This window comes from Algoriphagus marincola DSM 16067, from assembly GCF_000429405.1.
Taxonomy (GTDB): Bacteria; Bacteroidota; Bacteroidia; order Cytophagales; family Cyclobacteriaceae; genus Algoriphagus; species Algoriphagus marincola.
The window spans coordinates 51,204-74,319 of the sequence record NZ_KE386897.1 but is presented as its reverse complement, the minus strand read 5'-3'; the positions used below and the strand labels follow the sequence as shown (position 1 = coordinate 74,319).

Genomic DNA, 23,116 nt, shown 5'->3' with positions numbered 1-23,116 from the left:
TTGAAGAGCATTTTATTGAGGATTACCAAATTTTGAAATTAGAAGTTTATCTTATTTCTCTCTCCATTTTCTTCACCTCTTTTATTGGGGCATCAGAAAGTCATGCTCAATCCACAAATCTCTGGACTGATTCCTCTTCCCAAAAGAAAAATTATGTCATGGAAATCTGGGACAATTCCAATGGACTTCCTCAGAATGCAGTTTTTGCAATGAAAAAGGACAAGTCCGGATTTCTTTGGGTCTCCACTGAAGAGGGTTTGGTCAGGCTCGACGGGATATCTTCCAAAGTATTTGACAGGGAAAACTACCCTATCATGAAGGAGCAGACCTATTATACTTTTTACAAAAGCGAAAATGGTATTTGGGCTTCGGGAGATAGAAGTATTGCCTTTCTCAATAAAAGCATTCTCAAGGTCATTGATTGTAGCAGCATTTCGCAATTTTCTAGGATTAGAGCGGTTTTCGAAGATCAAGAGGGCAAACTACTGATCGGCAACTCCCAAGGAGAAATCTATCGATTTGAAAATGAGCAATTTGTTCCACTAGAGTTCTGGAAACCAGTGGTTAATCTTGAAATTCAAGACTTTTTCCAGATTAGCCAATCAGAGCTACTGGTAGGGACTACTAGTGGTCTTTACAAAATAAATATTGAGAAGAATACAACAAAGGAGGTAGCTCCAAGTAGCTTCTCTGCGATGAAGGTATTCGGCAACTCCAACCATACTTATGTCTTTTCGCCCCAAGAGGGGATTTTTAGAATTAATGAGGAGCTTCAATTAGAAGAAGCTATTCCAATCCAAGAGGTCAAGGATATTGATTTCAATAGCCTGACTCTGGATACAGAGAATCGGATTTGGGCTGGTTCACTAGAAGGAGGCTTGATTTTTATCGAAAATGGTGAAGTTAACCGCTTTAATTATCCCGAACTGAATAATTACCCTATCAGAGGGATAATCAAAGATGGAAGCACCCTTTATCTCGGCACATTAGGAAAAGGACTGGCCATCGTAAAACCAGCAAGGGTCAAACAGCCCAATTTCGAAGAGCTTCAAAAGAAAAATATTAAGGCTCTGATTCAAGGCAGCGATAGCAGTATTTGGATAGGAACGCGCTCAGACGGTTTATTTCGAATAGTTGGAAATAAAATTGATTCTTGGAAAGAGGAAGACGGTTTGCTAACTAATGGCATCACTACCCTTGCAACAAAAGAGGACAAGGTTTATATAGGTTCGAGCCAAGGAGTCTCAATCTTGGATATTGGGACAGGTAAATTCTCAGCCTTTTTCACCAAAGAAAATGGTCTGAAGAATAATTATGTCCAGGCTGTTTACAAAGATTCAAAAAATACGATCTGGATCCTGACTAGGAATGGTGGGCTTTATTATATCGAGGAAAATGGAACAATTCAGCAAGCAGATCTACCCGCCGAATTTGAAAGGACCCGGTTTGTTTCCATCCTAGAAAGCAAAAATGGAGATATGATTGTCGGTTCAATGAGTCGAGGGGTATTTCGGATAAGAGATGGTGTTTTCATCGAAAATCAGCCTCTTCCTTTGACTCCTAGTGAAGACATCATCTATTGTATTCATGAGGATAAAGATGGAACTCTATTTTTTGGAACGCATGGTGGATTAATCATGCTCAGAGATGGTCAATTCAAATCTCTCAAAAAGCAGAATGGACTTCAAACCCAAGCTGTCTATAGTTTCACGGATGATGGAAAAAACGGCTACTGGATAACCAATAATTTTGGAGCCCAGTTTTTTTCCTACCAAGAGTTCAATCTATTCAAAGAAAGTACCGACGATTCATTTTTCATAGGATCCACCCTTTACGATCAAAGTGTGGGAATGCCCAATTCAGAGGCAAATGGTCTTATTTTCCCAGCAGTAGCTAGAGATTTTAAAGGTAGAATTTGGGTTCCTACCGTGGAAGGGGTAGGCATCATTGACCCAAGTTTGCAATCAGGAATGGAAAAAGAAGAGATCGTTTTTCAATGGGATGAACTTCAATATGGAGATAAAAAGGAAACGATCAATGAAGAAATAACGATTCCAGAAGGGATACGCATGTTTCAGGTATCTTTTAGCCTGATTGATTTCAAAAACCCTTCACAATATTCCGTTTTTTACCTGATCGAAAGCAAATCAGATAACTGGCTCCCTCTAAAAGATCAACGGTTTCTGTATTTCAATGGTCTCAAACCGGGAAATTACACCTTGAAAGTAAAAATACTCCGCTATGGACAGCAAGAAGCAATCTATTCCTTACCTATCAGAGTGTCCACTTCTTTTTTTGAAACCTTATTTTTCAAAATAAGCCTGGGACTTGCAGTCATACTTTTGATTTACCTTGCACTCAAATTTTACTTGGGTTTAAGGTTAAAAAATCAATTGGAAGCAAAAGTTTCCAAACGTACTTTGGAACTCAGCCAAACAAACGAGAAACTTAAAGAGGCTGTAAAAGAAATAGAAAAGCAAAAAGAGGTATTGCATGAACTTACCTGGAATCAATCTCATTTATTGAGAGCTCCTTTGTCCAAGGCTATTGGAATCAACCAATTGCTATTAAACTATTCAAAATACCAAAAGGTGGAAAAGAGTAAAGAAGAGTTAGAGCAGGAGCTATTGTCTTCATTGAAGCAGGTGGATGAAATACTGAAAGATACTTTCAACAAATCCGAAAACTTGAAAAAGTCGTGATAAATAACCTCCAAAAAGTCTTAATCATTGACGATGATGCGGGGATTCTTTTCCTTCATGAAATAATTGTCAGAGAAGCAGGTTTACATCCCAAACCGCGTAAATTTTCGAACGCTGAAGAAGCGTTGGAATTATTGAAGGCGGAGGATAAACCAGGTAATTTTGCACTTATTTTTCTGGATATAAATATGCCTATAATGGACGGTTGGGAGTTTTTAGAGGAGCTTTCATCGACTATTCGAGAAAGCGACATTAAAGTAATTATGGTCACTTCTTCACTCGATAAACGAGATCGGGAAAGGTCTAAGCGTTTCAAAATGGTAATTGATTTTTGGGAAAAACCAATGGATGAAGCGCAGGTAAAGTCTCTGATAAAAAAGTTAGAGAATTAATCGACTGACCGTCTTGAAGTTGACACTTTTTTACCCATCAATGGATTAAATTTTTGCGGATTTTTTAGAAAATCAGCTATTTTAACTAATCTATAAATTCAGATTATTTAAGTTCCCATTTTCTTAATGTCCATTTTACAACACTTCAAATTCACCGCAATACTTCTTGCCCTTTTCTCAGCAGGACTTCTCCAAGCTCAGGTTCAAATAGTCGCTGATCAGGATATGGAGAAAAATCTCACGCTAATCGCCTACAATACAAGTGAAATCCCCTACACGATTCAAATCGAGTTTGTAAGCCTTGAAAACCTAAAATCTCTCGAAGGAGATTTGATCTTCAAAGTTGCTCGCCCGGGCAAAACCAACCTTGTAAACCTACAATCGATCTATATCAATGAAAAAACGAGCTTCAACTATCGCACCCAACTATTCAAAGGCGAATATTTACCAAATGCTGACTCAGACTTTCCCTATTTAGTCCCTATTGAGAAGGGAGTGACCTTCAGCATGCGCAGAATCATCCCGAAAGCAAATCCTGCGATTCCAGTCGAAAATCTTCCCTACACCGGTGTCTTGTTTTTTACCGATAGCCCTACCCAAATCTGCGCCCCGAGGAAGGGGATTGTTTCGGAAATGAGAATGGACCTAGCTACCACTTCAGAAGAAATAGCCGACTTCGAATCAGAAAATTTTATCGAAATCTATCATCAAGACGGCACCTTTAGCCGCCTAAGCGGACTAAAAGAAGGTTCTGAAAAGGTTTCAATAGGTGAAATGGTGATTCCCGGCCAAATCATCGCTGAACTTTCCGATCCGACAAATGGCTCCGAATATCAAATAAAAATGATCCAAAGTCGATGGGATTTTAATGAAAATGGAATGCAATGGATCAATTTTCCTGTAAATCTCGAAACAGCAAATGCCCAGCTGAAAAGCGATGAGACAGCAGATGATTTGACCTCCACCCATTCGGAGAAATTGATCATCAAAGAAATGGATAAAAAAGAGCTAAAAAAGTATCGAAAGAAGTAAAAGAAAAGGGATAGCCCGAAAGCTACCCCTTCATCCCCAAAAAAGTCGCCTAACCCAGGGGACTTGGACTTCACATCACCCCATTTTGTGCGAAGCCCAGTTTTTTTATGCTTGAATGATCGCGTCTCGTAATCCTTCGCTGTTAAGCAATGCGCCGAATTCTCCAATGATAGACTCAGGAACATTATTTTCTAAGGCGCCCTCAACGACTGCCTGAACAAACAGATCATAATCCTCAGCTGTGATCAATCCTGTCATTCTGGAATTGACCGTTGGATCATGTGCATCCCGCATATTTAAGCCATTGTACTCAATATTTGTCGATCCGATATTGGCTGCAAGAAAATCGGAAAATCCTCCAACCAAGGTCGTAAAACCACTTGTATCACCGGCCTCTACCTCATTCAAGAGAACCGTGAAATAAGGCTGTAGATCATCATACTTTCCACCTTCATTGGTTGCTATGACCAAAACGGTAGAAGTTACCACTGCTCTCAATGGAAGATAACCCGCTTCGATCAGCGTGCCGGGATTGTCAGGATCCTCTACCAGACCAGAACCTCCTAAGCGTGTATACAAGTCCAAATTTTCACCATCAGGCCGCTGTACGATAGGCTCACGAACAGACTCCAAAAGATCTCCAACCGGACCCAATACCTCCGGACTGGTGATTCCAGCTTCAGCGGCACCTGCCACGACCGCTTGAATAAACAAGTCGTAATCGGCATCATTGATCAGCCCATTCATTCTTGGATTGGTCGAATTATGTGCTTCAGCCATATTCAATCCCGTATACTGGAAATTCTGTGCACCGGTTGCCTCTGCCAAAAAAATGGTAAAATCCACTACCAAAGTGGTAAATCCCGACAATTCATTTCTACCGACCTCATTCAATAAAACAGAGAAATAGGGTTGTAAATCATTGTAGGTCCCCCCTTCATTGGTCGCAATCTCCAAGACCGTATTTGTCACTACTGTGCGGAGATTCAAAAAACCCTGCTCCACCATTTGACCTGGATTGTCAGGATCTGGGACCATCGTCTCTCCACCCAGCTGTGTGGCATAGAAAGAGGTGTCCATCATGGGAGGTGTGGGTTCATCTTCTCCGCAGGCGAAAAAGACAAAAACACCGAATACCCAAAGCTTGCTAAAAGATAAATTCTTGAGTTTCATAGTTGTTTTATTTAGTAAAGATGGATTGAAATAGACTTCCTAATTGATATGTGAAGCTGTCCTTTGGAATGGCAGGGCAGCTACTGGCCAATTCTTCAGCGCTTGGACGATAGAGACTAGCTTGTAGACTGAGTTTTGAACCTAGCTCAGCGACTAAATCGTCGCCACTTACTTGCTTGCGGTCATAAAGAAGGATGAAATGACCTTGGTCTAGATTAGTCCGGAAGGCACGGATATATGATCTTTCAAGAAACTCGTTTTTGATTTCATTCACTGAAAGCGAATCGAGCTGATTGCCCACTTCAATTTTACCCATAGACCAATTGGGCCCCTCGGGAACAGCTTTTCCTGTGACCATATAGATATGTACTGCCAAAATCAAGACTAGCAAAAAGAGGATAGAACCAAGGGAAAGAATTATTTTTTTGATCATGACTTTATCTGTTTTGCTGAAATACGAACTGAGTTCAAGAATTGGATTTACTGAGTTTCCATTTTTTTTAATTTTTAATGCAGGCAAGGCAACTCAGGCAGTGTAAAGCAGGCTGAATACGGACCTTTTGAAGCCTTTCGTAAGTCCAATCTTTCAAGTGAAAAAGGCGATAGTTAACTCGGCCATCTTTTGCAGAAATATGATTTTCACAATTGTACACATTGCCTTCCCAATCGATGGTTAATGAGTCTTTGCAAGGCAAAGGCTGATCATCATGTCTTCCGATTTTTGTCTGCAGCTCTTGGAAAAACTTAGTCTTATCACCTTCATCTGAAAGGCAATTCATCATTCTTCCCACGGGTGAATACATCTTTTCTTGAAAGTCACTGAATCGGATACACCATTTCGATTTCCACTCTTCGAAATGCACCTCGCATAACTTGGAATTAGGAACTTTTAGATGCTTCCAAATGAGCTTTAGCTCTAAATCCGAAACCGCTGAACCATATCCCAGGCGGTTGAGATAGCGAACCACCGATAAAAAAGTCTTAAAGGTTTTAGGACCGCGTAATTGATCCATTTGAACCTCATCTAGTGTTGGTACATAAACGGATAAAGCCACTTGATGCTCTTGAAGAAAGCGCGGTAAGGCTTGAAAGTAACCCGGGTCCTTCATGGCTGTCACATGAGTATGAAGTACCAATCTGGTTTGAGGACTTTTCTGACGGATTTGTTTCACGATCCACCGAAAATATGGGGACATTTCTGGTGCACCTCCTTTGAAAGAAATCTCTTCAAACTGCTCCTCTTCGATCAGTCTAATCACTTGATGTACAACCTCATGACGCATAAATTCCGAGCTCTCCGGATTTGCATCATGTGGACAAAAACTGCAAGAGTGATTGCAGACTTTTCCCAAAAAAAGCTGAAGCTTCCGAAACGACTGAGGAGCTGGAATCGCGTGATGGGAAAGGAAAGAATCGATTTTGCCGAGCTCTTGTCCATCTCCTTTCGAAGAGGGAAAAAAATCGAAATCTTTCTTCTGAGTTGTGACCAATCGTTTTTCCATGATTTCCTTATTTGAAAGGAAGTACGAAGAGGATCTGCTGATTGGATCATTTAGAAATAAAAAAAGCCCAGATGATCACACGGATCTCCTGGGCTTAATTCAAAAAGATGCTTTTTCAGAAGTGTTTCCAGCCTTGGGCTTTGATTGCTACCGCTGTTCCACTTTTGGTCACTAAAAACTTCCCTTCTTCTGCCTTGGAAATATGACCAATAAAATGGATGTCGGGATGCTTTTCGAGTTTTTCAAAATCCTTCTGATCAATGGTGAAAAGCAATTCATAATCTTCTCCCCCATTCAGCACACAGGTGATAGGATCTAGATTCAGCTCTACCGCTGTGTCAAAAGTCTGCTTATCAATCGGTAATTTGTCTTCATAGATAGTGGCTCCGACATTGGAAGATTTACAGATATGAAAAATCTCTGAAGCCAAGCCATCGGAAATATCCATCATAGAGGTAGGCACTACCCCCAACTCCCGAAGTTCATGAATAATATCCATTCGGGCATCCGGTTTGAGCTGTCGACCGGTGACAATGGTGTACTTCTCAAGGTCAGGTCTCATATCTGGATTGGCCAGAAATACCTGCTTCTCACGCTCTAAGATTTGCAATCCTACCAAAGCGCCTCCCAAATCTCCTGTCACGCAAAGAATATCATTCTCCTTGGCTCCGTTTCTGTAGGTAATCTGTCCCTTTTGAGCTTCTCCTATTGCAGTAATGGAGATCACCAATCCGCTTCGGGAGGCAGTCGTATCTCCACCAACCAAGTCAACCCCATAATGCTCACACGCTGCCCGAATACCAGAGTACAAGGCATCAACCGCTTCTACTGAAAATCGATTGGACAAGGCAATACTTACGGTAATCTGCTTTGGAATCGCATTCATGGCCGCAATATCCGAGACATTGACGGCCACGGCTTTGAAACCTACATGTGGCAAAGGAGCATAAGCCAAGTCAAAATGCACCCCTTCCAAAAGCAAGTCGGTTGTCACTACTTTGACGTGATCGGCTGCATCTATCACAGCAGCATCATCCCCAATTCCCTTCAGCGTTGAATCATTTTGAAGTTTTACCTTTTCGTTCAAATGGTCGATCAGGCCAAACTCACCCAAATCACTTATTTCTGTTCTTTTTTCTGACATATCTTATTGTACCAAGTACTAAACCCAAAGTACCAAGAAGCATATTTTGACTTGGAATCTTTAAACTTGGACTTTTTACTATTTACGATTACTACTTATAAATTTTTCTCCTGACAAAGCTCCACCAAAACCCCGTTTGTGCTTCGTGGATGCAAAAATACCACTAATTTATTGTCTGCCCCCTCTTTGGGCGTTTCATTCAGGATTTCAAAGCCCTCGGTCTTTAATCGTTCCATTTCTGCATAGATATCTTCCACGTCAAAAGCGATGTGATGAATACCTTCTGATTTTCTTTCCAAATACTTGGCAATCGGGCTATCCGGGCGGGTGGCTTGAAGAAGTTCTAACTTGGTCTCTCCTACCTGGAAAAAGGAGGTTTCTACCCCTTCTCCTGCTACTGTCTCAGTTTTGAAGTGTTTCTTTCCCAATAATTTATGAAAAAGCTCATTGGATTTTTCCAAATCAGAAACAGCAATGCCGATATGCTCTATTTTTCTCATTTTTATAATTCTTATATTTGTAATCGAATCTTTTGGAGCCAAGGCTTGTTTATGCTCCTGAACCGAAACTATTACGCAAAGTTAAGAATATATGATCATCGTTTCTGATAAGGCCAAAGAACGCATCCTCGAGCTTAAAAGAGAGGAAGGGCGTACCGAAAATGAAAACATCCGAGTTTCCGTCAAAGGCGGCGGCTGTTCCGGACTGATGTATGATTTGGGATTTGATGCCAATTTGGTGGATTCCGATCATGTCTTTGAAGACAAGGGTATCAAAATCATCGTAGATCGAAAGAGCCTTCTTTACCTTGCCGGGACCACGCTTGAATTTAGCGATGGGCTGAATGGAAAAGGCTTCCAATTTGTGAACCCCAATGCCAGCAGAACTTGCGGATGCGGGGAAAGCTTCTCGGTCTAAGCAGCAGATTGAATAATTCTAAAGCAGCCTTCGGGTTGCTTTTTTATTTTCCTGAATATCAAGAGCCAACTGAATTAGGTTTGAATTGATTTGGATATATCAAAAATTTTGGGTTCTACTTTTTCACCGGACATCTGACACCGTACAACCAGTCCACAAAGGCGGTTCCAGCCAAAATGAGAAGAAAAATCACCAATTGGTTTAAAATCATATTTTCTACAAATCCCTTCTCCAAAATCCCTTCCAATCCTTACCTTTGGGCGACAGAAAAATAGCCCAATAATCATGGAAGAAACCATCAAAAAAATCCAATTGAATGACCTACACCTTGCCCTTGGTGGCAAAATGGTCCCATTTGCAGGTTTTAATATGCCTGTTCGCTACAGTTCAGACAAGGAAGAACATCTCTGCGTAAGAAATGGAGTTGGAGTGTTTGATGTTTCCCACATGGGTGAATTCTTGGTAGAGGGACCAAATGCCTTGGCACTGATCCAGAAAGTCTGCTCCAATGATGCCTCCAAACTAGTTGAAGGCCAGGCTCAATATTCCTGCTTTCCCAATGAAACCGGGGGAATCGTCGATGATCTAATCGTATACAAGTATTCCGACGAGAAATACATGCTAGTGGTGAATGCTTCCAATATCGAGAAAGATTGGAATTGGGTAAATCAACATAACACCATGGGAGCCGAGCTGAAAAATATCTCAGATGAGCTTTCTCTTTTTGCCGTGCAAGGTCCGAAAGCCATTGAAGCCGTACAATCGCTGACACCAGTCAATCTTTCAGAAGTGAAATTCTACCATTTTACTGTGGGTGAATTTGCCGGAGTTGCTGATGTGATAATTTCAGGAACTGGCTACACCGGTGCGGGAGGCTTTGAGATTTACGTAAAAAACGAGGATGCTGAAAAGGTGTGGAATGCCATTTTCGAAGCAGGGAAAGACTTTGACATCAAGCCTATCGGATTAGGAGCTCGCGATACTTTGCGGATGGAAATGGGTTATTGCCTCTACGGAAACGATATTGATGACACTACCTCTCCTATCGAAGCGGGCTTGGGCTGGATCACCAAGTTCACCAAGGATTTTATCAACTCCGAAGCCCTAAAAGCTCAAAAAGAGGCTGGAGTGACCAGAAAGCTAGTGGGCTTTGTCATGCAGGAGCGGGGAATTCCTCGGGGACATTATCCAATCGTGGATGCTTCCGGCGAACTGATCGGCGAAGTTACAAGCGGAACCATGTCTCCTTCTATGGAAGCAGGTATTGGTTTGGGCTATGTCAAGACAGAATTCAGCAAAGCAGGAACTGAAATTTTTATCCAAATCCGAAATAAAAGCTTGAAAGCTCAGGTAGAAAAACTTCCTCTTTTGAAAGGATGAATCAATTAGAAGTTTGCTTCAGTCCAGAATTAATCCACCTCCACAACTTGGAGGGAAAAATCGTAGTAGTGGTAGATATCTTCCGGGCTACTTCGACCATGGTGGCTGCATTGGGCAATGGAATCGAAGAGATCGAGACCTTTGCAGATTTGGAAACCTGCCGGACAATGAAGCAAAAGGGTTATTTAATTGCAGGAGAGCGAAATGGTCAAACCGTCGAGGGCTTTGACCTCGGGAATTCACCGGTTGCTCTTCTGGACAACAGCTTTTCTGGTCAGAAATTGGCCATGACAACCACCAATGGGACTCTGGCAATTTCCAAATCTGAAGGGGCAGCTGAAATTCTTATCGGGGCCTTTCCAAATCTTTCAGCCACTGTCAAGTACATTCAAGACCAAAAGAAGGATGTTCTCATTCATTGTGCCGGTTGGAAAGGCCGATTCAACTTAGAAGACTCCCTCTATGCCGGGGCTTTGGCTAAAGCCTTGGAATCCACACATGAAAGCAGTGATGATGGAGCCATGGCAATGAAAAGTCTCTTCGAGAAAGAAGGACATCAACTTAAAAAATACCTTGGCCAAGCCTCCCATGCCAAGCGACTACAAAACCACGGAATCGAAAAAGACATTGATTTTTGCCTGACTTTGGATTTATACGATTTGGTGGGAAAGGTTGAGGGACAGGTTTTGAGGGCAATTTAAATGTACCTAACCTAATTCTGACATAAGCCTAGATTTCTTTTCTCAACTGACTGGAAGCTGGAAGAATGAGGAGCGAAGCTTGCGAAATTCAGAGCTCAAAGATCAACCCAGATCTACGCATTTTACTTCTTAATAGAAGTAGAAATAGCAAGTTGGAAATTCGCCTAAACTTAGATTTTATTTTTCGAGAATTTTTACTTATTTAGGTGATCAAATCAACATAGTTATGATCGGATTTCTTTGGAGTTTTTTCTGCCTTATTTTCTTCATAGCTTTCATTTTCTTTTTCTTTAAGGTTTTTACTTTGGGGATGAAGCAGCTATCCTACAAACAAAGAATTTTAGCTTCTCCACCACTTTTAATTGGGGTTTTAAGTTTGTTTGCAGCACTTGCCTCTACCAATCAAGAAACAATGACCATAACTCCACCAGATGGGTACATAACTAAAGTAAAAAGCATTCCTTACTCAAAAACCAACGATCTGTATGTCTATTACTTTGCCCATCAAGAGACAGGGGAAATTCTTCCTCACGAGTCTGAAGCTTATTTAGGTGGGTTTACTTTAGGTCGAAGATGGAAGCATTTCGGAGTTATTCAAAAAGGAGATAGCCTAGAAGTCACAGGCTCAATGAGATATTCGCTTATGGGATTAGAGTTTTATAGCCCAGGAACAGAACCTTTAATGGTAGCAATTGAGGAATAAAAAAAGCAATCATTCTAATTTTTTTTTAAAGGAGGCAAAATTGAGGTATTTTCAGCAATCATTATTCAAAACCAGCATGAGATACTTGTTTATTGCCTTACTTTCTATTTCTCTATTTGCCTGTAAAAATCCCACTACTCAAGCTGAAAAGCCCCGAGTTGGCATTGCAGGCTTAGCCATCGAATCCAGTACTTTTTCTCCGGCCAGATCCACAGCCGAATCCTTCAAAGCCCGTATCGGTGAGGACATTTTCAATTATTATCCCTTTCTATCAGCCGATTCAGAAAATAGAGCCAGAGCCGAGTGGTTTCCAACCCTTCGAGGTCATGCCATACCCGGTGGGATGGTTACACGAAAAGCTTATGATTCTCTGGTGAATCTGACCCTCGAAATGCTTCGCGAAAACCTCCCCTACGACGGCTTATTTTTTGACATTCATGGCGCCATGAGCGTAGAAGGCTTGGATGATCCCGAAGGAGATTTTATCATCAAAGTTCGTGAAGTGGTAGGTAATGAAACCCTGATTTCCACCTCCATGGATCTGCACGGGAATGTTTCCAAGCGATTAGCTGAAAATACAGACCTAATCACCTGCTATCGGATGGCCCCACATGAGGATGCCTTGGAATCCAAGCAACGAGCTTTGGAGAATCTTCTGGACAGGTTGGAAAACGGTAAAGGAAAGCCAGCCTATAAAGCCTGGATTCCAGTCCCCATCCTGCTTCCCGGAGAAAAAACAAGTACCCGAATCGAACCAGGAAAATCCCTTTATGCCAAAGTTGATCCAGAAACCAAGAAAGAAGGCGTCATCGATGCAGCTATTTGGATCGGCTACGCTTGGGCTGATGAGCCTCGCAATCATGCCGTAGTCATGGTCACAGGAGATGATGAAAAGGAAGTGAAAGAAAGTGCCGAATATTTAGCACAGAGTTTTTGGGATGTTCGACATGAATTTGATTTTGTGGCTCCGGTAGCCTATCTCGATGAGAGCTTGGAAATGGCCCTGAATAGTGACAAAAAGCCTTTTGTAATCTCGGACATGGGAGACAATCCCACCGCCGGAGGTGCAGGTGATGTAACATGGACCTTAAACGAACTGCTTCAAAGATCTGAATTTCAATCCGAATCTGGTCCTGAATTGATTTATGCTTCCATTCCAGGTCCCGACTTAATAGCTAAGGCTAAGGAGGCCGAAATAGGCTCTTTGATAGAAGGATTTGTGGGTGCGATGGTAGATGATCGATTTGCTCCCCCCCTTTTGCTAAAGGGGAAATTACTGGCCCTGAAAGAAGGAGATCCCGACGCCAAAACAGAAATCGTCCTTCAAGTGGGTTCGATCAAAGTGATCGTTACCGAAAAGAGAAAGCCTTATCATCATGAAAAAGACTTTACCGACCTCGGTTTGGAGCCAAAAGGCACCGATATTTTGGTAGTAAAAATTGGGTACTTGGTACCTGAGCTATATGATCTCCGCGGTGACTGGATTATGGCCTTGACACCGGGCGGAGTAGATCAGGATTTGGAAAGACTTGGACACAAACGCATCATCCGTCCCATGTATCCCTTGGATAAGGATATGGAAGACCCTGACTTGTCAGTTAGATGGATATCCAGCAAAAATTAACTCTTTAAATTAAATTATTTTCAGTTTATTTGGGAGCAATTTCAACGAAAATAAAAATTGAGACTCACCTATTATTTTATCATTCTACTGCTCACTATGAGTGTTTCCTGCCAGTCACCGCAACAAAAAGTCTTTCTTGAAGGATACGAAGTAAAATTGAACGGAGACGACCAATGTCGTCGTTTTTTTAAGACACAAGCAATTTCAGAGGAATTGGTCCAAACAAGTGTAGATGCGCTTGAATTAGTCTTTGAAGAAGGAAAATTAACTCAAAAATTCTTCTGGTCTTATGGTGATCGAGATGAGGTAGAACTTACTTTAGAGGAAAAAGGAATGGCTTATATTCCGGTTGTTCCTCATGATTTATATATTTTCAAAACTAGTGACACTGGTAGCAGCTACCTCGGTGGCGACCTCCCAACTAGCTTTAAGTTACCAAAGTTTGAAGAGCGCCCATCTTTTCAATTCCTCGGAACGCTTTCATCCGAAACAGTAGGTCTCGAATGGTTGCCTTTTGATCTTCATTTAGCAGTCCCAATCTATGGAAACTTTTACCGTTTATTTATGGATTATTCAGACCCCCTAAATCCAAAAGTTTGGAATCCTGAGGAATACTTAGAGACCGGCTATGAAGATGAGTGGGTCAAGCATGACACAAAGCTTATTTTTGAGCAGAAATTCATGGAAACAGAAAAAATGGCTGAAATGCCAGAGATTCATCAAGGAAGCTCAGCTAGTCCAGGTCATTTGGGAATCCCACAGTGGATTCAAGGCCCTGATATACCAGACTGTCCTAAAACAAATAAAACCATGAAGTTTGTGGCCCAATTTTCATACGGTTTAGACGTAAAGCTTGCCAAAACCAATCTGGATTTACCAACAGAAGGCTATTATGCAGATCTACTAAACCTAATGAATTTCTGGAGTGACGGGGACTTGTATATTTTCATGAATCCTGAATCTAAAATGGTTTGCTATATCATACAACATACTTAATCAAAAAAAGTAATTGCTTTCTGCTGTCTAATACTTTATGCAACATTTTGGAGTCTTAGTTTAATATTCTAAAAAATCTCAAACAAAAAAGTCTGTTTTAAGAATATTGATTTCTGCTCTTAAAAGCCAACAATAGTCTTTTGACTAAGTGATTTTAGTCATCAAAGTTCGGTGAGATTTAGCCTATTCTTGTAGAAACAAAACCCGAAAAACATGTTTAAAAAGCACCCACTACAAGAAGAATTCCCTGAGTTTGAAGCAAAAATCCACGACTTGAAAACGGAAAATGAGCACTTCAAAAAGTTGTTTGAGGAATACGATGAGGTGGATCATGAAATCTACCGCGTAGAGTCAGATGCTGTGCCGGCTTCTGATGAGACGGCTAATCAACTTCGAATCAAGCGATTACATCTAAAAGATGAGATTTATAAGTTTTTGAAAGAAAACTAAGAAAAAAGGCTATCTCCTAATTAGTTTCTTTGTAAGTCTGTGAATTAAATAATCTTCGAAGATCAGAATAAGGGGATGACAGAGCAATCCAAAATAAACTTTTTTTTTGTCATTTTGCGATTAAATGCAGTTTTTATCGAAAACTTGTATGGTGTGGGCGCGGTAGGCTGGCGCAGCCCTGCCTTTGCCGGCAGGCAGGAGCGGGCCAGCGTCCGGCCTTGTGCGGATGGAGCTTTGCTGCGTCTTGAACTTTTGGTTCTTTTGGTTCAAGCCAAAAGAACAACAAGAAAAAAGAAAATGATTAATTGAAGCTGCAAGCGATTGATATATCTAAAACTGACTTTATATTTTAAAGAATTGAACTTCGGAATAAATGAGATTTCTAGTAGCGCTTGATAACTTACAGTCTCGACATCGAATGTCAATCTCGGTATCCAACGTAGGACATTTCGACTACCTGCCTTTTGTGGTAAGATTCTTACCAGAGTACTAGCAATTGCTCAATGTGACAAGCTTTCCTTTTGAGACAGCCTCATTTCAATTTCTCATTTTTTTGATGCCGGTCTTTATCCCGGATATTCTTCTTTTCGAAGTTTTTGCGAAGGGCTTCTGTCAAATCGACTCCCGTCTGATTAGCCAGACAGATCAATACCCAAAGTACATCAGCCATTTCATCTCCCAGGTCTTTTCCTTTGTCCGATTCTTTGAATGACTGCTCCCCATAAGTACGAGCCATAAGCCTGGCCAACTCCCCCACCTCTTCCATCAGTATGGTCATATTGGTTAGTTCATTGAAATAGCGAACACCCACCGTTTTGATCCACTGATCTACTTTTTCTTGGGCTTCAGCCAAGGTGATTTCTTGCTTAATTAAGTCCATAAAGAAATAATTTCGAATTTCATTCCGAAAGTAACTAAGAAAAAACAGAAGGGATTAGCTACTTTTCAGAAAAATCGGAAATATGAAGGCATTGGTCTACGAACAATTTCAAACTAGTCCAAAAATTCAGAAAGTTAAAGATCCCACCCCTGAGAAAAATGGCGTGGTGATCGAAGTCAAAGCAACTGGACTTTGTAGGTCTGATTGGCATGGATGGATGGGGCATGATGAAGATATTGAATTACCGCACGTTCCGGGTCATGAGTTTGCAGGGATTGTTTCGGCTGTAGGTAAGAATGTAAAAAAATGGAAAATCGGAGATCGGGTGACTGTTCCTTTTGTTTGCGCCTGTGGAATCTGTCCTACCTGTGCCTCAGGAAACCAACAAGTTTGTGATGATCAGTTTCAGCCAGGTTTTACCCATTGGGGATCGTTTGCTGAGTACGTCAGAACCGACCGGGCAGATACCAATTTGGTAGCTCTTCCGGATTCGATGGCATTTGAAACTGCAGCTAGCCTAGGTTGCCGCTTCGCCACTTCCTTTCGTGCGGTAGTAGATCAGGGAAAGGTATCTGGAGGACAATGGGTGGCTGTCTTTGGATGCGGAGGAGTGGGACTATCCGCTATCATGATTGTCAAAGCTTTGGGGGCACAAGTGATTGCGATTGATATTTCCGAGAAACAATTGCAAATAGCAAAAAAGCTTGGCACGGATGTTCTTTTAAACCCATTGACTGAATCAGCAATCCCAACAGCAATTCTAGAAATTACCCATGGCGGCGCTCATGTTTCTTTGGATTGTTTGGGTAAAAGTCAATTGGCTTATGATTCGGTGGCTAGCCTGAGAAAAAGAGGAAAACATATCCAAGTTGGTCTCCTTTTGGATTCAGAAAAAGACACTGCACTACCCATGAATTTGGTTATTGCCAAGGAACTGGAGATTTTAGGCAGTCATGGCATGCAAGCTTGGAGGTATCAGGAGATGATGGACATGATCTCAACTGGAAAGCTAAAACCTGAGTTATTAATCGGAAAAACCATTTCGCTCGAAGAAGCCACAAAAGCTCTCCCTGAAATGAATAAATTTGAAAATCAAGGAATTACCATCATCAATCAATTCTAAAATGGGTCCAAAAGCCGAAAGCATAGAAGAGTATTTCAGCTGGTTTCCAATCGAAAAGCAGGAAAAACTCCAACAAATAAGACAAACACTTAAAGAGGTTCTCCCTGAAGCAAAAGAGGTCATCAGCTATCACATGCCTGCATTCAAAACCTCAGAAATCCTTGTTTACTATGCAGCTATGAAAAATCACCTGGGCTTTTACCCCACTGCTTCCGGAGTGAAAGCTTTTGCTGAGGAACTGAAGGATTACCCAACTTCAAAGGGAGTTGTACAGCTTCCTTATGAAGGAGATTTGCCTTTAGGACTTATCCAAAAAATAGCACTTTATCGCAAGGAAGAAGCTCTTCAAAAAGTAGCTGCAAAAGCCAAATCAACTAAGTCTCTTTAACTCCTGAATCAGGAGATCCAACTCAGACTCGGAATTGTAAATATGAGTGGAAACCCGAATAGCATTTAATCCTGCTTCATGAACTCCACGAATCCGGATCTTATTTTGTCCAAGGGCTTTCGCAATGTCCCGATAATCAGTGTTAGGAATCCGAAAAGTCACTACAGAAATCCGAGACTCTCGTTGTTCGGGAGTGAGTATTTCCAATGTATCTAGCTGACTTAACGACTGATAGAGGTAGTCATTTAGCTCCCGAATTCTTGCTTCTGTCCTAGCCTTTCCTATTTCCTGATGAAAATCCACCGCAGCTACCACCCCTTCATGCATGGGAGTACTTTGAGTGCCATAATCATAGCGATGGGCAGAATCGGTATAGCCACCGAAATGTGCTTCTTTTTCGTTCAAAACCCAACTTTTCTCGGACTTAGCTCCAACATAAAAGGCTTGTAAGGTATCAAGCAGTTCTTCTCGCACAAACAGAAAGCCCGTACCATTGGGCCCGAGCATCCATTTATGAAAGCAACCTGCATAAAAGTCGCAACCCAGATCTTTGAGATTTAAGTCGAAAGTACCGGCACCATGCGCACCGTCAATGGCCGTCCAAATCCCTTTTTCTCTGGCAAATTCAGAAATCTCGCGAACGGGAAAGACAGTACCAGTCGTGCAAGTCACATGGGGAATGGCTATAGCTTTGGTACGAGAAGAGATTAGGTTTTTGATCGTTTCAAAATTTTCCTCTTGGGTTTGCTTAGGCTCAAACACTCGCAACACAATACCGTCCAAATGAATACGATTAAGCCAAGGTATCGCATTCCCAGCATGCTCATGTGTAGTCACAATTACTTCATCACCTGCTTGCAAAGGAAGGCCCTGTGCCATAATATTGATCCCCTCTGTAGTGTTATGGGTCAAGGATATCTCAGTTGGCTTTACCCCAAAAAACTCAGCAATTTTCTCCCTTCCAGATCCGGGATTCCCGTAATTCCCGGTGCGATTGGTTTTTTCAAATGAATCTTGAACCGCCTTGAGCACAGGAAAAGGAGAAGGTCCAAATGTCCCGTTATTCAAATAGATACGATCTTTTTCCAAAGGGAATTGAAGGCGAATCTGCTCCCAGGATTGTTGGTTTAGAGGCATGGATAAACCAGGAAACTCCAAGCTATTCCAGGCTGCAGGAGCCATCCAAGCCAGACCCATTTTTTGAAGGAAACTTCTTCTCGAGTTCATACGATGATTTTGAAAAAATAAAATACATCTTTTAATTCAAAAACCAGTTCGATCTTTTGAATTCGGAGCTAAGGTTTTTCTGATGGTAATTCGAAAATCTGATCCACAGCAACTGGCACATCCTCAGGATAGTGGCTGACAAAAATCAAACTGATACCTGAGAGTTCACAGAGCTTTTGAACAGTCTGAGTAAAAAGCTTCCGTTGGGCGAGATCCAGACCTTGTGAAGCTTCGTCCAAAATCAATAATCTTGGCTTTTTGATCAAGGCACGGGCGAGAAGTGCCCACCGCTGTTGGTCCAATGAAATTCTTTGAATGGGATGCTCGGCCACATTTTCCAATTCAAATACTTTCATCCAATTTAAAGCCAGTTCTTCCTCTTCAGCATTGACTTTTTTGAACAAACCCATGGTATCAAATAAACCACTCAAAATTACTTTTCTACAGGTTTGATTGGATGGAAAAAAACGTACTAGTTCGGGAGCGACAAATCCGGTAGGTTTCTTGATATCCCAAATAGATTCTCCAGTTCCTCTTTTTCGGCCAAATAACCAAATATTTTGAGAATAGGCTTGAGGGTTTTCACCGATCAATAAAGAAATCAAGGTAGATTTTCCGGATCCATTTACCCCTTTTAAAAGCCAACGTTCTCCAGCCTGAATTTCCCAGTTGACCGCATCCAAGATGATCTTTTCCTGGTAGCTGATGGTCACCTTTTCCAAAACTACCAAAGGATCATCACTAGCATTTTTTTGAGGCAATAAACTTTGAAACAGTTCCCAATCCCAAGCTTTTTCACCGATGTGATTTGACATGGGTGAAAAATCCGCTGAATGCCAGATCTTGGTAATTCCATGTTGATCCAGAAGACCAATTTTCTGAATACCTGAAGGAATATCCTGAGGATTGCAAGTAATCAAAATTTGCACTCCTTCCTTTTGAATGGCATTAATTATCTCCCCAAAAGCCGCCCGACTTTCTATATCTAGTCCTGTGGTTGGATGATCCATCAAGAAAATATCGGGTTGACGCATCAATCCTGCTGCAATAGCCAAGCGCCTAGTTTCTCCATTGGAAAGTTTCAGGAGTGATTCCTCACGTAGGTCCTTCAAGTACAGTAATTCAAGTACCTTTTCCAGAGTCCAAGGTCCCTCTTGCCTGGACTGAACAGTTGACAAATATTTTTCTACTGTTTCTGTTTCTTCTGATTCAGCCGAATTGAAGCGTTGCTGAAAGTAAAAGTTCTGTTGATTGAATTTATTTCTGAATTCATAGCGCTGGGATACATAGGCCATAAGGTCACGAAAACTGGCCACCTCCTTTTGCTGTCTTTTTACACTTAAATATTGATCAGCAAAAGGTCTAGTGACAGTTCCTGACTTGACAACTGTATTCCCGCGGAGGGTTTCCAGAAAGGCCGTTTGGAGCCAACCAGCTTCGCTTAGGATAGCCCAACTTTCACCTGAATCCCAAAAAAAATCCAAATCTGAAAAAGCGGTTTTTCCTTTAAAAATTATTTGTCCAGTGGATATTTTTATGAGAGGTGCAGTCAATTAAATCGAATATTTAAAGCAAAAAGGAATAGGGAAATTGATATTGAATTAACGAAAAAAACCAAAAATTCAAATTCATCCCGAATACCAGTAGAATTATTAAATGCAACATTTTTGCATTTATAATGATACTAAATCAATATTTAAATTAAAATAATCACATTTTTTCCTTTTTAATTTTTAATAATAATTTTCAGGTTTTATATTGACCTAAGTTTTAAACTTTATCTTTTACTAATTCTAACAACTATCTTATGCTTAAATTTTCCAAAATGCGAGAGATTCCTTCTGGTTTCAATCGCTTCTTTAAACCACTACCTGGGAGGTCCTCTTTAGGTTTTACCTTAGCTACCGCAGCTGGACTTCTGACTTTCACAGCATGTTCTGAATTAAGTCAGGATACCGTCGTTCAAACACAAGCGGTGGATCAGAGTCGAACCTTTGAGTTACCCCAACAACCAGAAGGAGAACCTGTAGTCATCACCGTACCTAAGGCTGACGAATCTCTTGCTGATGCTAATGCAAGGACGAGAGGCGGTGGGTCTGAACGTGTCCGTTTTAATATACAATTAGAATTTTTGACACCAGTGACTGCCGCACAAGAACAAGTCTTTAGGGAGTCGGCTGCCAGATGGGAGCAAATCATTATCAAAGATGTACCCAACATTTCAGGTCCAATTCCTGGTGCTTTTGGGGGCTTTGTTATCCCTGCAGGAGAGCAAGTGGATGACATAGTTATCGAAGTTGTACTTACAAATATTGATGGACCAGGTAATATCTTAGGAGCTGCAGGGCCTAATTTCATTCGATTTGCAGATAATTTACCTCTTTCAGGATTCATGTTCTTTGATACCTCAGACTTAGCAGTTTTGGAAGCATTTAATCTTTTTGATGAAGTAATTATTCATGAAATGGGGCATGTATTAGGTATCGGTACTGTTTGGGATTTGACTTTTGATGGGGTAAACTTTGAAAGGCAACTTATAGCAGGCACTCCAGAAAACCCATTCTTTACGGGTAGATTTGGAAATATCCACTGGAGAGCAGCGGGTGGAGAGAATGCCCTTCCTATAGAAGGTGCAGCAGCAGGACCAGGTACAGCATTTTCTCATTGGAGTGAAGACATCCTCGATAATGAGTTAATGACAGGATTCTTAAACCTAGGTGTCAATCCACTCAGCCGAATTACCGCTGGTTCACTTAGAGATCTTGGATATGGCGTAGCGTTAGTAGGAGATCCTTATTCTGTAAGAGATCAAATAGTTGCTCGATTGAATACAGAGGCAGGTGAAGGTATTCACATCGCTGAGCGAGAGATTCTATACAAGCCAAAAGGTTATATTAAGGTAGAATAGCTTAAATCAAATCTTCATAAAGTGCCCTTAATTCGATTTTGGGCACTTTTTTTATACCCTATTTTTTGTATCAATGGTAATAGTCACAGGCCCATCATTAATTAGTGCCACTTTCATATCGGCCCCGAACTCACCGGTTCCAATCTTTTTACCCAATTCGATTTCAAGAGCTTGGATCATCTTTTCGTAAAGTGGAATCGCTACAGGAGGCTTGGCCGCTTTAATGTAAGAAGGACGGTTTCCTTTTTTGGTACTCGCATGTAAAGTAAACTGGGAAATCAATAAAATATCCCCACCTACATCCAGCAAACTTCGATTCATCACTTCCTGATCATCAGGGAAAATTCTAAGATTGACGATTTTCTTCGAAAGCCATTCGATATCTTCTTCTGTATCTGCATCCTCAATCCCCAACAAAACCATCAAACCTAATCCAATTTCAGATTTGATTTTACCTTCTATTTTGACGGAAGCTTCGGATACCCGCTGGATTACTGATATCATCTTATTTTTTGGCTGTTAGGTCCTGCATTTCACCCGAACTGATTCGCTCAAGCCCTTTTCTTTTTGGATCTAAATCCACGATGACCATGGACTTTGCTACCTGATAGTCATAGATAGGACGGAAGTTTTTGAAGAGCTTTAACCAGACCAAGGGCTTCATCAGAATGGTAGCCACTTGCTCCCCAAAACGAAATTCGGAGCGATTTCCTAATAGAAGGGAAGGCTGATAAATCTTCAAGCGATCAAACCCAATTTTTTCTAGATCCTGCTCAGTTTGTCCTTTGACTTTATTATAAAAAATAGAAGAATCTGCATCTGCCCCGGTAGCCGATACATAATGAAAGGATTTGGCTCCCAAGCTTTTTACCCAATTTGCAAAGCCGATTACCAAATCATGATCAATCTCAAAGAAACGTTCCTTTGAACCTGCATTTTTGATGGTAGTCCCCAAAGAACAAAAAGCTGAAATTTCACAGTTTTCATTCTCAATGGCCTTTACTAATTCTTGATATTCCCCACCTAGGCTTTTAGAATTGATTTCATTCTGCCAGTCCCAATCCTGAATCTTTGAAAGGTCACCTGAAATTTGAATGAGCTTTGGATCCTTTAAGGCAAGCGTCCTTCGACCTACGCTGATGATGTAATCGAAGGAATTGCTTTTCAGTAATTGATGCAACAATTGCATTCCGATAAGCCCGGAAGTACCAGAAATAAGGGCTATGTTCATATTCCAAAAGCATTTTCAAAGCAAGCTTCCATTTCTTTTTCCAAGGTTTGATTCTTGTCCTTGGCATACCAAAAATGTACTTCTTCGATGTATTCCTGAAAAGACTTCCCATCAGGATTATTCTTAAAAGCTTTCTGCTTTTCGATCAAATACTGTGGTTTGGGTCCCCAAGTAAAAAAAACTCGCTGCAATCCAGGGCTCAAAGCGACCAATTTTGGTATGGATCGAGCTCCGTTTGTAAGGTGAGCATCCATGATATCTACGTTTTCATCCCGAAGGATCAATCTTACCTGAATATTTGGGTTGAATTCTGCAAGTTTATAGATGTAAGGAATGTTTTGACCGGCATCTCCACACCAAGCCTCCGTGATAATCAGCCAAATCTGAGGAGGAAGTTTCTTAACCTTTTCTACCATTCGCTCTGAAACTTTGGCGATTTTATCCCATTTGCGCATTCGTTGAATGGCAATACGAGTGTAATCGATATAAGCCTGGGATTGATTCTCTCCTGTCGTTTTCCCTTGAGCAAAAAGTCTATCAGCCAGATCTTTATACTCTTGATAAGTCATCGCCCCGGCAATGGTATCGGCGGTGATTGTTTGCGTTTTAGTCACTTGTTCCAGCATAGATGGGTGGATGGAT

25 protein-coding genes are annotated in these 23,116 nt (G+C 41.2%); 14 read left to right on the top strand and 11 right to left on the bottom strand.

Features of this window, described 5'->3' with window-relative positions:
* Nucleotides 1-32: 32 nt before the first annotated feature.
* The 3 genes from G457_RS0115325 (at nucleotide 33) to G457_RS0115315 (ending at nucleotide 4,126) form a co-directional block, all read left to right on the top strand.
* On the top strand, nucleotides 33-2,702 hold the full coding sequence (locus tag G457_RS0115325) for a ligand-binding sensor domain-containing protein (RefSeq protein ID WP_026947246.1): 2,670 nt from the start codon (nucleotides 33-35) through the stop codon (nucleotides 2,700-2,702).
* The gene (locus tag G457_RS0115320; RefSeq protein ID WP_026947245.1) at nucleotides 2,699-3,094 is read left to right on the top strand and encodes a response regulator; all 396 of its coding nucleotides are present in this window, start codon (nucleotides 2,699-2,701) and stop codon (nucleotides 3,092-3,094) included. The genes G457_RS0115325 and G457_RS0115320 overlap by 4 nt, the downstream gene beginning before the upstream one ends.
* Nucleotides 3,095-3,220: 126 nt before the next feature.
* Nucleotides 3,221-4,126: a peptidoglycan DD-metalloendopeptidase family protein gene (locus tag G457_RS0115315; RefSeq protein ID WP_026947244.1), complete on the top strand. Its 906-nt coding sequence runs from the start codon at nucleotides 3,221-3,223 to the stop codon at nucleotides 4,124-4,126.
* A 105-nt stretch (nucleotides 4,127-4,231) separates the two neighbouring features.
* Here G457_RS0115315 and G457_RS0115310 read toward each other — a convergent pair whose 3' ends face one another.
* From G457_RS0115310 to mce, 5 genes are all read right to left on the bottom strand, one after another.
* On the bottom strand, nucleotides 4,232-5,299 hold the full coding sequence (locus G457_RS0115310; RefSeq protein ID WP_026947243.1) for a globin family protein: 1,068 nt from the start codon (nucleotides 5,297-5,299) through the stop codon (nucleotides 4,232-4,234).
* Nucleotides 5,300-5,306: 7 nt separating this feature from the next.
* Nucleotides 5,307-5,732 carry a hypothetical protein gene (locus G457_RS0115305; RefSeq protein ID WP_026947242.1) on the bottom strand — a complete coding sequence of 142 codons (426 nt, stop codon included), beginning with the start codon at nucleotides 5,730-5,732 and terminating at the stop codon, nucleotides 5,307-5,309.
* Nucleotides 5,733-5,799: 67 nt separating this feature from the next.
* A complete protein-coding gene (locus tag G457_RS0115300; RefSeq protein ID WP_026947241.1) occupies nucleotides 5,800-6,801 on the bottom strand; it encodes a radical SAM protein in 1,002 nt (333 codons plus the stop codon).
* Nucleotides 6,802-6,916: 115 nt separating this feature from the next.
* Nucleotides 6,917-7,945 (bottom strand): thiamine-phosphate kinase, encoded by a 1,029-nt coding sequence (gene thiL, locus G457_RS0115295; RefSeq protein WP_026947240.1) that lies wholly within the window; start codon nucleotides 7,943-7,945, stop codon nucleotides 6,917-6,919.
* Nucleotides 7,946-8,040: 95 nt separating this feature from the next.
* On the bottom strand, nucleotides 8,041-8,445 hold the full coding sequence (mce, locus tag G457_RS0115290; protein WP_026947239.1) for a methylmalonyl-CoA epimerase: 405 nt from the start codon (nucleotides 8,443-8,445) through the stop codon (nucleotides 8,041-8,043).
* Between the two features lie 91 nt (nucleotides 8,446-8,536).
* On the opposite strand from mce, the gene G457_RS0115285 reads away from it, so the two are divergent.
* From G457_RS0115285 to G457_RS0115245, 8 genes are all read left to right on the top strand, one after another.
* Entirely contained in the window at nucleotides 8,537-8,863 is a 327-nt protein-coding gene (locus G457_RS0115285) for a HesB/IscA family protein (RefSeq protein ID WP_026947238.1), read from the top strand.
* Between the two features lie 285 nt (nucleotides 8,864-9,148).
* Nucleotides 9,149-10,243, top strand: a complete 1,095-nt coding sequence (gene gcvT, locus G457_RS0115275; RefSeq protein ID WP_026947237.1) for a glycine cleavage system aminomethyltransferase GcvT — start codon at nucleotides 9,149-9,151, stop codon at nucleotides 10,241-10,243.
* Complete coding sequence (locus tag G457_RS0115270; RefSeq protein WP_026947236.1) at nucleotides 10,240-10,944, top strand: 2-phosphosulfolactate phosphatase; 705 nt, start codon at nucleotides 10,240-10,242, stop codon at nucleotides 10,942-10,944. Before gcvT ends, G457_RS0115270 begins: the two co-directional genes overlap by 4 nt.
* 226 nt (nucleotides 10,945-11,170) lie before the next feature.
* On the top strand, nucleotides 11,171-11,647 hold the full coding sequence (locus G457_RS0115265) for a hypothetical protein (protein ID WP_026947235.1): 477 nt from the start codon (nucleotides 11,171-11,173) through the stop codon (nucleotides 11,645-11,647).
* 76 nt (nucleotides 11,648-11,723) lie between these two features.
* Nucleotides 11,724-13,271 (top strand): M81 family metallopeptidase, encoded by a 1,548-nt coding sequence (locus G457_RS0115260; protein ID WP_026947234.1) that lies wholly within the window; start codon nucleotides 11,724-11,726, stop codon nucleotides 13,269-13,271.
* 57 nt (nucleotides 13,272-13,328) lie between these two features.
* A complete protein-coding gene (locus G457_RS0115255) occupies nucleotides 13,329-14,267 on the top strand; it encodes a hypothetical protein (RefSeq protein ID WP_155847177.1) in 939 nt (312 codons plus the stop codon).
* Nucleotides 14,268-14,480: 213 nt separating this feature from the next.
* Complete coding sequence (locus G457_RS0115250; RefSeq protein WP_026947232.1) at nucleotides 14,481-14,717, top strand: YdcH family protein; 237 nt, start codon at nucleotides 14,481-14,483, stop codon at nucleotides 14,715-14,717.
* Nucleotides 14,718-14,792: 75 nt separating this feature from the next.
* Complete coding sequence (locus tag G457_RS0115245; RefSeq protein WP_026947231.1) at nucleotides 14,793-15,026, top strand: hypothetical protein; 234 nt, start codon at nucleotides 14,793-14,795, stop codon at nucleotides 15,024-15,026.
* 223 nt (nucleotides 15,027-15,249) lie between these two features.
* On the opposite strand, the gene G457_RS0115240 is transcribed toward G457_RS0115245, so the two are convergent.
* Nucleotides 15,250-15,597, bottom strand: a complete 348-nt coding sequence (locus G457_RS0115240) for a nucleotide pyrophosphohydrolase (RefSeq protein ID WP_208325326.1) — start codon at nucleotides 15,595-15,597, stop codon at nucleotides 15,250-15,252.
* An 82-nt stretch (nucleotides 15,598-15,679) separates the two neighbouring features.
* On the opposite strand from G457_RS0115240, the gene G457_RS0115235 reads away from it, so the two are divergent.
* Nucleotides 15,680-16,720, top strand: a complete 1,041-nt coding sequence (locus G457_RS0115235; protein ID WP_026947229.1) for a zinc-dependent alcohol dehydrogenase family protein — start codon at nucleotides 15,680-15,682, stop codon at nucleotides 16,718-16,720.
* Nucleotide 16,721: 1 nt separating this feature from the next.
* Nucleotides 16,722-17,108, top strand: coding sequence for an iron chaperone (locus tag G457_RS0115230; RefSeq protein WP_026947228.1), 387 nt, complete (start codon nucleotides 16,722-16,724; stop codon nucleotides 17,106-17,108).
* On the opposite strand, the gene G457_RS0115225 is transcribed toward G457_RS0115230, so the two are convergent.
* The gene (locus G457_RS0115225) at nucleotides 17,091-18,335 is read right to left on the bottom strand and encodes an aminotransferase class V-fold PLP-dependent enzyme (protein WP_026947227.1); all 1,245 of its coding nucleotides are present in this window, start codon (nucleotides 18,333-18,335) and stop codon (nucleotides 17,091-17,093) included. The two genes, G457_RS0115230 and G457_RS0115225, sit on opposite strands and share 18 nt — an antisense overlap.
* A 68-nt stretch (nucleotides 18,336-18,403) precedes the next feature.
* On the bottom strand, nucleotides 18,404-19,819 hold the full coding sequence (locus G457_RS0115220; RefSeq protein WP_248602867.1) for an ATP-binding cassette domain-containing protein: 1,416 nt from the start codon (nucleotides 19,817-19,819) through the stop codon (nucleotides 18,404-18,406).
* A 323-nt stretch (nucleotides 19,820-20,142) separates the two neighbouring features.
* Between G457_RS0115220 and G457_RS21700 the strand changes: the two genes are divergently transcribed.
* Nucleotides 20,143-21,243 carry a leishmanolysin-related zinc metalloendopeptidase gene (locus G457_RS21700; RefSeq protein ID WP_051260854.1) on the top strand — a complete coding sequence of 367 codons (1,101 nt, stop codon included), beginning with the start codon at nucleotides 20,143-20,145 and terminating at the stop codon, nucleotides 21,241-21,243.
* 51 nt (nucleotides 21,244-21,294) lie between these two features.
* Here the strand turns inward: G457_RS21700 and dtd are convergent, their stop codons facing one another.
* Genes dtd through G457_RS0115200 form a run of 3 tightly spaced genes read right to left on the bottom strand, consistent with a single transcriptional unit; the run spans nucleotide 21,295 to nucleotide 23,100 of the window.
* Nucleotides 21,295-21,747: a D-aminoacyl-tRNA deacylase gene (gene dtd / locus G457_RS0115210; protein WP_026947225.1), complete on the bottom strand. Its 453-nt coding sequence runs from the start codon at nucleotides 21,745-21,747 to the stop codon at nucleotides 21,295-21,297.
* Nucleotide 21,748: 1 nt separating this feature from the next.
* A complete protein-coding gene (locus G457_RS0115205; protein WP_026947224.1) occupies nucleotides 21,749-22,474 on the bottom strand; it encodes a Rossmann-fold NAD(P)-binding domain-containing protein in 726 nt (241 codons plus the stop codon).
* A complete protein-coding gene (locus tag G457_RS0115200) occupies nucleotides 22,471-23,100 on the bottom strand; it encodes a thioredoxin family protein (RefSeq protein ID WP_026947223.1) in 630 nt (209 codons plus the stop codon). Before G457_RS0115200 ends, G457_RS0115205 begins: the two co-directional genes overlap by 4 nt.
* Nucleotides 23,101-23,116: the final 16 nt, after the last annotated feature.

Excerpts from the sequence above, each read along its gene's own strand:
- G457_RS0115225 (WP_026947227.1), bottom strand. The coding sequence starts at position 18,335 with ATGAACTCGAGAAGAAGTTTCCTTCAAAAAATGGGTCTGGCTTGGATG.
- thiL (WP_026947240.1), bottom strand. The coding sequence starts at position 7,945 with ATGTCAGAAAAAAGAACAGAAATAAGTGATTTGGGTGAGTTTGGCCTG.
- G457_RS0115270 (WP_026947236.1), top strand. The coding sequence starts at position 10,240 with ATGAATCAATTAGAAGTTTGCTTCAGTCCAGAATTAATCCACCTCCAC.
- G457_RS21700 (WP_051260854.1), top strand. The coding sequence starts at position 20,143 with ATGCTTAAATTTTCCAAAATGCGAGAGATTCCTTCTGGTTTCAATCGC.
- G457_RS0115315 (WP_026947244.1), top strand. The coding sequence starts at position 3,221 with ATGTCCATTTTACAACACTTCAAATTCACCGCAATACTTCTTGCCCTT.
- G457_RS0115265 (WP_026947235.1), top strand. The coding sequence starts at position 11,171 with ATGATCGGATTTCTTTGGAGTTTTTTCTGCCTTATTTTCTTCATAGCT.
- G457_RS0115305 (WP_026947242.1), bottom strand. The coding sequence starts at position 5,732 with ATGATCAAAAAAATAATTCTTTCCCTTGGTTCTATCCTCTTTTTGCTA.
- G457_RS0115205 (WP_026947224.1), bottom strand. The coding sequence starts at position 22,474 with ATGAACATAGCCCTTATTTCTGGTACTTCCGGGCTTATCGGAATGCAA.
- G457_RS0115200 (WP_026947223.1), bottom strand. The coding sequence starts at position 23,100 with ATGCTGGAACAAGTGACTAAAACGCAAACAATCACCGCCGATACCATT.
- G457_RS0115285 (WP_026947238.1), top strand. The coding sequence starts at position 8,537 with ATGATCATCGTTTCTGATAAGGCCAAAGAACGCATCCTCGAGCTTAAA.
- G457_RS0115240 (WP_208325326.1), bottom strand. The coding sequence starts at position 15,597 with ATGGACTTAATTAAGCAAGAAATCACCTTGGCTGAAGCCCAAGAAAAA.
- gcvT (WP_026947237.1), top strand. The coding sequence starts at position 9,149 with ATGGAAGAAACCATCAAAAAAATCCAATTGAATGACCTACACCTTGCC.
- G457_RS0115300 (WP_026947241.1), bottom strand. The coding sequence starts at position 6,801 with ATGGAAAAACGATTGGTCACAACTCAGAAGAAAGATTTCGATTTTTTT.
- G457_RS0115235 (WP_026947229.1), top strand. The coding sequence starts at position 15,680 with ATGAAGGCATTGGTCTACGAACAATTTCAAACTAGTCCAAAAATTCAG.
- mce (WP_026947239.1), bottom strand. The coding sequence starts at position 8,445 with ATGAGAAAAATAGAGCATATCGGCATTGCTGTTTCTGATTTGGAAAAA.
- dtd (WP_026947225.1), bottom strand. The coding sequence starts at position 21,747 with ATGATATCAGTAATCCAGCGGGTATCCGAAGCTTCCGTCAAAATAGAA.
- G457_RS0115260 (WP_026947234.1), top strand. The coding sequence starts at position 11,724 with ATGAGATACTTGTTTATTGCCTTACTTTCTATTTCTCTATTTGCCTGT.
- G457_RS0115250 (WP_026947232.1), top strand. The coding sequence starts at position 14,481 with ATGTTTAAAAAGCACCCACTACAAGAAGAATTCCCTGAGTTTGAAGCA.
- G457_RS0115310 (WP_026947243.1), bottom strand. The coding sequence starts at position 5,299 with ATGAAACTCAAGAATTTATCTTTTAGCAAGCTTTGGGTATTCGGTGTT.
- G457_RS0115245 (WP_026947231.1), top strand. The coding sequence starts at position 14,793 with ATGACAGAGCAATCCAAAATAAACTTTTTTTTTGTCATTTTGCGATTA.
- G457_RS0115230 (WP_026947228.1), top strand. The coding sequence starts at position 16,722 with ATGGGTCCAAAAGCCGAAAGCATAGAAGAGTATTTCAGCTGGTTTCCA.